General features: G+C 67.2%; 6 protein-coding genes. 3 read left to right on the top strand and 3 right to left on the bottom strand.

The window, feature by feature from the left end; genetic code table 11:
• Positions 1–271 precede the first annotated feature (271 nt).
• Positions 272–868 carry a dihydrofolate reductase family protein gene (locus DWV11_RS01850; RefSeq protein ID WP_115787202.1) on the top strand — a complete coding sequence of 199 codons (597 nt, stop codon included), beginning with the start codon at positions 272–274 and terminating at the stop codon, positions 866–868.
• Between the two features lie 4 nt (positions 869–872).
• Here the strand turns inward: DWV11_RS01850 and DWV11_RS01845 are convergent, their stop codons facing one another.
• Positions 873–1,499, bottom strand: coding sequence for a dihydrofolate reductase family protein (locus DWV11_RS01845; protein WP_115787201.1), 627 nt, complete (start codon positions 1,497–1,499; stop codon positions 873–875).
• 112 nt (positions 1,500–1,611) lie between these two features.
• Positions 1,612–1,959 carry a TraR/DksA family transcriptional regulator gene (locus DWV11_RS01840; protein WP_115787200.1) on the bottom strand — a complete coding sequence of 116 codons (348 nt, stop codon included), beginning with the start codon at positions 1,957–1,959 and terminating at the stop codon, positions 1,612–1,614.
• 347 nt (positions 1,960–2,306) lie between these two features.
• Here DWV11_RS01840 and DWV11_RS01835 point away from each other — a divergent pair, with 347 nt between their 5' ends.
• Both DWV11_RS01835 and DWV11_RS01830 read left to right on the top strand, forming a co-directional pair.
• Positions 2,307–3,773, top strand: a complete 1,467-nt coding sequence (locus tag DWV11_RS01835; protein ID WP_115787199.1) for an FAD-dependent monooxygenase — start codon at positions 2,307–2,309, stop codon at positions 3,771–3,773.
• 71 nt (positions 3,774–3,844) lie between these two features.
• Entirely contained in the window at positions 3,845–5,182 is a 1,338-nt protein-coding gene (locus tag DWV11_RS01830) for an MFS transporter (RefSeq protein ID WP_245953389.1), read from the top strand.
• A gap of 4 nt (positions 5,183–5,186) precedes the next feature.
• Here DWV11_RS01830 and DWV11_RS01825 read toward each other — a convergent pair whose 3' ends face one another.
• On the bottom strand, positions 5,187–7,343 hold the full coding sequence (locus DWV11_RS01825; protein ID WP_115787198.1) for an amylo-alpha-1,6-glucosidase: 2,157 nt from the start codon (positions 7,341–7,343) through the stop codon (positions 5,187–5,189).
• Between the last annotated feature and the right edge of the window lie 84 nt (positions 7,344–7,427).

Genomic DNA, 7,427 nt, shown 5'->3' with positions numbered 1-7,427 from the left:
CGTCCCGGAACGCGGCCAGATCCGCCCGGCCACCAACGAAGAAAAAGGCAGCATCCTCATCGGCGCCACCATCCCCGTCCGCGGCGACTTCGCGTAGTTCCGCAGCACTTTCCGCGCAATAGTCCGCTTCACAAGGGAGCACCCCGGCCACGCGGCCGGGGTGCTCCCTTGCGAAAAGGCGCAACCGCTCGTGCATCCCTTCCCGCCGAAGGACAACACGGCTAGGGTTGCGCTGACGTGCATTCACGGACCCGCAGCAGTGGAGGAATTCATGACCATGGTCACGTGCGATCTCACCGTTTCCCTCGATGGCTACCTTGCCGGCCCGAACCAGACTCCCTCCGAGCCCTTGGGCGAGGGCGGGGAAGAACTGCACCGCTGGATGTTCGAGGAACCCGAGGCCAATGCCGAAGAAATCAAAGGCATTCTCTCTTCGCGGGCGTACATCATGGGCCGCAACATGTTCGCCGGGCCCGGAGACGGCCCGTGGGCCGCGGATTGGCGCGGTTGGTGGGGCGAGGAACCGCCTTACCACGCCCAGGTCTTCGTCCTCACGCACCACCCGCGCCCGCCCCTTGACATGGACGGCGGAACAACCTTCAACTTCGTGGCGGATGGGGTCGAGCCGGCCCTTGCCCAGGCGCGCGAAGCCGCCGACGGCGGGGACATCGCCGTCGCGGGCGGTGCCGACACCGTCCGGCAGTTCCTCTCGGCCGGACTGATCGACGAACTCCGGCTCCATGTTTCGCCGATCATCCTCGGCGGAGGCGCCCGGCTACTCGACGGCGTCGGGAAACTGAAGCTCGAACCGATCGAGGTGGGCGGCACGGGCCTGGTGACCCACATCCGATACCGGGTGCACCACTAAGCGGTCAGGCGGGGCCGCCAGGCGGTCCGTCGAGGACGGTGGGAACATACTCGAGCAGCTGGAGCCTGCCGTCGAAAGTCCGGCTGCCCACCATCTCAAGCGAGACGTCGGGGTAACCGTCGTAGATCCGTTCCCGCCCGGTCTTGCCGGTGATCACGGGGAACACGACCAGCCTGAAGCTGTCCACCAGGCCGGCGGCCAACAGGGAACGGCTGAGGCTGAGGCTCCCGAGGGTGCTCAGCGGACCGATCCCTTCCTGTTTCATCTGCCGCACGGCCTCGATGGCGTCTCCGCTGACAAGCTGCGAGTTCGGCCAGCTCAGGGGCGCCTTTAGCGTTGAAGAGAAGATTACCTTCGGCACCGCGGCAAGGCCGGTCAGTGCCGCACCTTCGTCGGCGGAGAATCCGGAGCCCTCGCCCGCGGCCTCCTCGGACATGCCGGACATCAGCCGGTAGGTAGTTGCCCCCATCAGGAAGGTGTAACCCTTTTCGGCTTCTTCCCCCAGCCAGGCCAGGTATTCCGGACCTTCCAGTCCCCACCACCCCGGCCAGCCTTCGGCCGAGGCGTAGCCGTCCAATGAAATGATCAGGTCCACCATCAGTTTCGATGCGTCGGCGTTCGTGTCTCCCATGACAGTCTCCTCGCAGTGGTTCGAATTGATCCGTGCCGGTGCGGGGCCATGCTAGCCCCGGCCCAATGCGGGCTACAAGGGTCCGCGGCCGCAAGGCGCATCTGCCGGGGCGCTACTTGCCGGTGGAGGCGTGCTCGATGCAATACGGGGTCCAGGGCCGCGCCTCGAGCCGGCCTTCGGCTATGGCGGCTCCGCAGACTTCACAGATGCCGTACCGCCCCGCCGAAATCCGTTCCAGCGCAGCTTCGATCTGTTCGAGCCCGGAGCGGCTCCGTTCCAACAGCGCGGAGGCCTGGGACAGCTCGAAGGCGATGGTGCTGCCTTCGGGATCGTGTTCGTCGTCGACGTTCGAGTCCAGCCGGGCGGCGCTCACGGAAGCAATGTCCCGGCGGAGTGACTCGAGCAGGGAACGCTTGCGCGCGCGTTCCTCCTCCAGGATGGCCCGGAAGCGCTCTGCCATGCCGCTCACCGCTGTGCCGGCGTCCGCAGGTGTTTCAGGGCCACGGCAATCGAGGCCCTGTCCACTTGCCTGTTCCGCCATCGGCTCGGCGTTGCCCGGGAGACCGGGCCGCGGAGGACTTGGAAGGAGCGGCGCCGTGTTCCCTTGCTGCGCGGGTGATGGACCCTCAGGCATCCCACGGAACCTCCGCCCTCGCGCTTGCCTCCATGATGGCGGGCGGCCCGGACAAGAACCACAGGAATCAAAGAGCCTGCCCTTTCCAGGATATCCGGGTGAGGGGGGCTTGCGGGAAGGCCCCCCGGCTGTTTGATACTGGCCATCGGATGCCGGAAGGGGCGTGGTCAGGAATGCACGATGTGGTGATTGTCGGGAGCGGGCCGACGGGGTTGATGCTGGCCGGCGAGCTGCGGCTGGCCGGCGTCGACGCGGTGGTACTCGAACGGCGCGGATCGCAGGAACTGGCGGGCCGGCGCGGCGGCGGAATCCATGCCCGGACCATTGAACTGCTCGACCAACGCGGAATTGCCGGGCGGTTCCTCGACGAAGGCACAACCATCGCCGCTGCCACCTTCGGCGGGACCGCGCTTCAGTTGGACAAGCTGCCGACGCGGCATCCGTACACCCTGGCCCTGTTCCAGAACCATATCGAAAGGCTCCTGCTCGAATGGGTCGAGGAACTGGGGGTGCGGATCCGGCGGGGCGTGGAGGTCACCGGCATAGCGGCCGACGACGGCGGCGTCGACGTTGCGCTCGACTCCGGCGAAGCGCTGCGGGCCGGGTACGTGGTGGGCGCGGACGGCGGGCGGAGCGTGGTGCGGCGGGCGGCCGGGATCGGCTTCATCGGTCCGGATGCGACGCGCAGCAGCCTGATCGCCGAAGTGAAAGTGACCGAGGAGCTGACGCAGCCCGGGAAGATCGACGAGCGCGGGGTCCACGGACTGCATGCGATGGGCGACGGCATGGTGCGGGTGGTGGTGACCGAGGCCGTGCTGGGCCTGAACACCGAGCCCACCTTGGACGAGCTGCGGCGTGGACTGCTCGAGGTGTTCGGCACCGATTTCGGCGTGCACAGCCCCGCGTGGTTGTCCCGGTTCACGGACGCCACACGGCAGGCGGAATCATACCGAAAGGGCCGGGTGCTGCTGGCCGGCGACGCGGCACACGTGCACTCCCCCACGGGCGGGCTCGGCATCGGTTTGGGAGTTCAGGACGCCGTCAACCTCGGCTGGAAACTCGGCCAGGTGGTGCGCGGCATTTCCGGTGAGGAGCTGCTCGACACCTACCATGCCGAACGGCACCCGGCGGGCGCCCGGGCACTGAAGTACACCATGGCGCAGTCGCTGTTCCAAAAGGCCGATCCGCGGCAGGAAGCACTCCGGGAGCTGCTGGACGAGGTGATGGTCCTCGACGGCGCGGGCCCGCTGGTGGCGGCGCTGATCACCGGGCTCGACGTCGCGTACGGCCCGGCCCCCCACGACTCCGGAAGCGCGCACCCGCTGCTGGGGCGCCGGATGCCGGACCTCGACGTCGTCACTTCCGATGGCACCGTGCGGGTGTTCGAACTGCTGCACGATGCCCGCCCGGTGCTGCTGGAACTCGGCGGGCCACGCCTGGACGCCGGTGCCTGGGCCGGACGGGTCCGGCACGTCGCGGCCGCCTACGACGGCGCGTGGGAGCTGCCTGTGCTGGGTGGCGTCCCTGCACCCACGGCAGTCCTCGTGCGTCCCGACGGCTACGTCGCATGGGTCGGCGAAGGCTCGGCAGACGGGCTCACCGGGGCCTTGGCCACCTGGTTCGGCGCAGCGGACACGTAGCCTTGCGGGCGGCACTTCCTCCCTCCGCTGCAAAGGGCCATCATGGACAGGGGGAGGAAGAGGCCCATCCCATGTCACAACGAGAGCGCATCACCGGGGATTCGACAGCGACGTCGGCATTCAAACGGCGCTTCATGCGGAGGATGGTCTTCGTCCTCGCCGGCGGCATGTTCCTGGACGGATACATCCTCGGGATCGTCGGCCCGGTCACCGGCAACCTGACCGCCGACCTGGGCCTGTCGACGCTATGGGAGGGCCTGATCGCGGCCGGACCCCTCTTCGGCATCTTCTTCGGTTCCCCGGCGGGCGGCTGGGCTGCCGACAGGTTCGGCCGCCGGCCCCTGTTCATGCTGGACATGGGCCTGTTCGTCGTCGCGTCGGGCCTGCAGTTCTTCGTCGACTCACCGGAGCTGCTTTTCGTGGTCCGGCTGATGATGGGTGTGGCCATCGGCATGGAGTATTCAGTGGGCTGGCCGCTGATGTCCGAATTCGCCCCGGCCGAGCTCCGCGGGCGCCTGCTGGGCGTGACCCTGATTGCCTGGTACGCCGGGTTCATGGTCGCATTCGCGCTCGGGTACTGGCTGGCCCACTCGACTACCCTTGGCTGGCGGATCATCCTGGGCACGAGCACGCTGCTCGCGGTGGTCCTGTTCGTGGCCCGGTTCGGGCTCCCCGAGTCGCCCCGGTGGTTGTGGAACCAGGGCCGCAAGGACGAGGCGATGGCGGTGGCCCACCGGTACATGGCGCACGCGGCGGAAATGTCCGACGTCGAGCATGAAGACACCGCCAAGGGAACCTTCGGGATGCTGTTCTCCCGGCGCTACTGGCGGGCGACGCTCTTCGTCTCGATGTTCTGGTTCTGTGCCATCGCACCCTACTTCGCAATCGCCACCTTCGCGGACAGCGTGCTCGGCCAGTACGGCCTCGGCGGCGGACTCGCCGGCGGAGTGGGTCTCTCCGCCGTCGCCCTCACCGCAGTGATCCTCACCGTCCTGCTGATCGACAAGGTCGGCCGGCGCATGCTGACCGTGCCGCCGCAGTGGATCTGCACCGTGCTCCTTGCCGTCATCGGCCTGTGGGCAGGCGCGCCGCCGGCCGCGGTGCTCGCATTGTTCCTCGCGTTCTCCTTCTTCAACGCGATGGTCGGCACCCTCACCGGGGTCTACCCAGGCGAGGTCTTCCCCACCGAGGTCCGCTGCGTCGGAACGGGTTTCGCCGCCGCCATCAGCCGCATCGGCGCCGGCTTGGGCACCTTCCTGCTGCCCTGGGCGATGGTCAATCTCGGCCCGGCAACGTCAATGCTGATCGCCGCCGGCATCGCCTTCGTCGGCGCCGCATTGTCACAGTGGCTCGCCCCCGAAACGAAGGGAAAGAGCCTCACCGAGGCGGCGGCCGGGTTCTCGCACTAAGGGATTACTCCTGATCCCCCAGCCCGACCTGTTCCATCATTTCCGTCAGCCATGGCCGGTGTTCACGATGGAATGCTATTCCGTCGGGCAGCCCCCGTACGACAGGTTCGGAATCCGTGATTTCAATGGTGATCCGGCCGCCCGCCATGGGCGCGTTGGTGATGTGCAGGTCACCGTAAGACTCGGGCAGCGCCGGATCCATCCAGAAGCCGCCGCGGGAGACGTGGGCGTCGTACCTCATCAGGCTGGTGATCAGCATGATCGGGCTCGTGGCCGCCCAGGCCTGCGGGGAACACGCCGTCGGGTACGGCACGGGCTCGGCGACCTGCCCGCGATCGAAACCGCAGAAGAGTTCCGGAAGCCGGCCGCCGGTGTAATCGGCTGCCTCGAAGAGGGCCGTCGCGATTCGTTGCGCCTCGTCGACAAACCCATAGCGCATCAAGCCTGCGCAGATGATCGCATTGTCGTGCGGCCAGACCGAGCCGTTGTGGTAGCTGGCGGGGTTATATGCCCCCATGTCGCTGGCGAGGGTGCGCACACCCCAGCCGCTGAACATCTCCGGGGACATGAGCCGCGCGGCTACCTGGGGCGCCTTGTCCTCATCGACGATACCGTGCCATAGGCATTGCCCCATGTTGGACGCGCATGCATCCACTTGCCGCTTCCTGCCGTCCAGGGCGATGGCGTAGTAGCCGCGCTCGGGCATCCAGAACTGCTCGTTGAACTTCTTCTTCAACCGGGCCGCTTCGGCGGTGAGTTTGGTCGCCATGGGTACGTCGCCGGCGTCGTAGGCCATCCATGCCCTGGACAGGTACGCGGAGTAGACCAACGCCTGGACTTCGCAAAGCGCGATCGGCGGTTCTGCCAAGCGGCCGTCAACGAAGTTGATCCCGTCCCAGGAGTCCTTCCAGCCTTGGTTGATGAGGCCCTGTTCATTGAGGCGCTCATACTCAACGAAGCCGTCGCCGTCCTTGTCCCCGTAGTTCCGGACCCAGTCCAGGGCCCGGTCGGCGTGCGGCAGCAGCGCGGCGATGGTGTCTTTGGCAAAACCCCAGCGGCTCACCGATGCGATAGCCATGACGAACTGCGGGGTTGCGTCGACACTGCCGTAGTAGACGGACTTGCCGCCGAGGGAAAGCCCGCTGGAGACGCCGAGCCGGACCTCGTGCAGGATCTTCCCCGGCTCTTCCTCGCTCATCGGATCCACCATCCTGCCTTGGCGGTCCGCGAGCGTCTTCAGGGTGCCCAGTGCCAGGGACGGGTCCACCGGCAGCGCCATTTCCGAGGCCCAAAGCGAGTCCCGGCCGAAGAGCGTCATGAACCAGGGAGCGCCGGCGGCCACGACGATTCGTTCGGGGTGGGCGGGATCCTCGATGCGTAGCGCTCCCAGGTCGTCATAACTGCGCCGCAGGGTCCGTTCAATGGAGCGGTTGCCCATGTGCAGTTTCGGGATCTTCGCCACCCATTCCTCGCGGCGGCGGTCGCTGGGGGATGTTTCACCGCCGGGCTGACGAACGAACGACGCCGCCGGCGCGGCGCCGTCGACGGACGGCACCACACTCAGCCGGGTGCTCCAGCGTCCGTGCGGGGGGACGACCACGCGGTAGCTCAGGGCCTTCGCGGCGATGTCGGCGCCACTGGCCCTCACGACGACGCCTTTTCGGATGCCCTGCCAAGCGGCCTTGATGGTCAGGGAGTCGCCGTCGGGCACCCGGGATTCTTCCCAGTGCCTTTGGACGCGTGCTTCCTTTACTTCGAAGAGGTCGGCGAAGTCCGATTCGACGTCGAGGGTGACCTCGCATTCGGCTTCGTCCGGGGAGTAGTTCCGGATGGTGATTTCTTCCAGGATCCCGGCACCGACCTCCCGGACGCGCTCCACGATCAAGGGGCTGTCCGCATACCCGTCGGAACGGGGCACCCGGCCGATGAACAAGGCCCGGTAAGGCTCGGTGGTCGATGCGGTCAGGGGTTCCAGGGACTGGCCGTTGATCAGCAGGTTCCAGCGCGACAGGATGCGGGTGTCGTCATGGAAAACACCATGGGGATGTTCCGGATGGATGTCACCGTTCGCCATGGAGATGCAGAAGGACGAGCCCTCCACCAAAGTCACGGTCCCCGGCCCCACTGGGCCCGCCGCCGTGTCGGCATTCCATCCAGCCATGCCCGCCTCCTTCACGGCGCAAGAACGCTCTGTTGGATAGACGCTACGCCTGTAGCCTCCCCGGCAATAGGCGCAAAGCGGGGA

This window comes from Arthrobacter silvisoli (genome assembly GCF_003369445.1).
Taxonomy (GTDB): Bacteria; Actinomycetota; Actinomycetes; order Actinomycetales; family Micrococcaceae; genus Arthrobacter; species Arthrobacter silvisoli.
This window is presented reverse-complemented; position numbering and strand designations above follow the sequence as displayed.